Consider the following 1,053-nt stretch of genomic DNA (forward strand, 5'->3'; position numbering starts at 1 on the left):
ACCTGAACTGTCGGGTGTCCAGATAATCGTTATACGCGGATCTTCCTCTGTGAGGAACGTATAGGCTTTTCGGCTATTATCCCACTCCATTTTACGCACTCGCACCTTATCCCTGCCCGGTGGAGTATGCCAGCCATGAGGAACCGGATGACCTTCATCATCTTCTTCCCATGTATAACGCACCCGGCTTGGTGCTTCACTCATTTGCTCAAGTCTCATGCGGTCAATAAAATCCTGCTCACCGTCATTGAGCCTGCCGGGCATCATTCCCATCACGATGGCTGCGAGGGGAGCACCGGGACCTGAGGCGGCTATTCTTCCCGCTCCGGTTGCCATCTCACCCAGTTTTACTGCCCATGTTCCTGACGTAATAGCACTGCCGCCAACCAGTCCCAGAACACTGGCTCACTCGACCGCCATCTGAGCATTAGCAGCACTGGCTGCAGCCGCTTTTGCGGCCTGATAGTCCATTTCCTCATGATTGCCATTCCACCATTTATACAGGGTACTTCGCTTCTTGGGTTCTGGAATGTCATCGACTGGTTTCTTTTTCTTGGCAGTCTGGGCATGCTGAGCCACATCATTATCTGATGCAGGATCAACAGGAGGAATCGCCTGATAAAATGCCATTGAGGAGAAATTGGTGTGAGGCTCCCGCTCTTCCCCCGCATCATTACAGCCCTCACCACGCAGGCAGGACTTGGCGAATACTCGATTGCGGTCACGTTCTTCTGTCAGCCGCTTCTCTTCGGCTTCTTTTTCAGCTTTACGGACCAGCAGCATTGCCGCATATTTTTCCTTCGCAATCTGTTCAGGTGAGGGACCATTACCCAACCACTGATCGGCAGGCGCTATGATTTTATTCGTTCCTTCCGGGCAACCACATTTAACCAGCGACCTGTCTACGGCGGCAGCTTTTCCACCATACAGGGCTTTTTCTTCACCCGTTGTGATCAGGCCACGCTTACCACACTTGGGACAGGTGGTGGTGTGATCCCCCTTACGCACTATCCCCAGACCAAAATTAGAGGTACCCTGCCCCAGTGAACTGAT

Annotated in this window: 2 protein-coding genes; both read right to left on the reverse strand. The window is 52.6% G+C overall.

The genetic code is table 11. From position 1 onward, the window contains the following. A partial coding sequence (locus JK154_RS17785) for an S-type pyocin domain-containing protein (protein ID WP_249215997.1) occupies window positions 1-336 on the reverse strand: 336 nt, incomplete at its 3' end. A gap of 69 nt (window positions 337-405) precedes the next feature. Beyond that, on the reverse strand, window positions 406-1,053 hold a 648-nt coding region (locus JK154_RS17790), incomplete at its 5' end, for a PAAR domain-containing protein (RefSeq protein ID WP_249215998.1).

The organism is Citrobacter sp. JGM124 (assembly GCF_018257795.1).
GTDB lineage: Bacteria > Pseudomonadota > Gammaproteobacteria > Enterobacterales > Enterobacteriaceae > JGM124.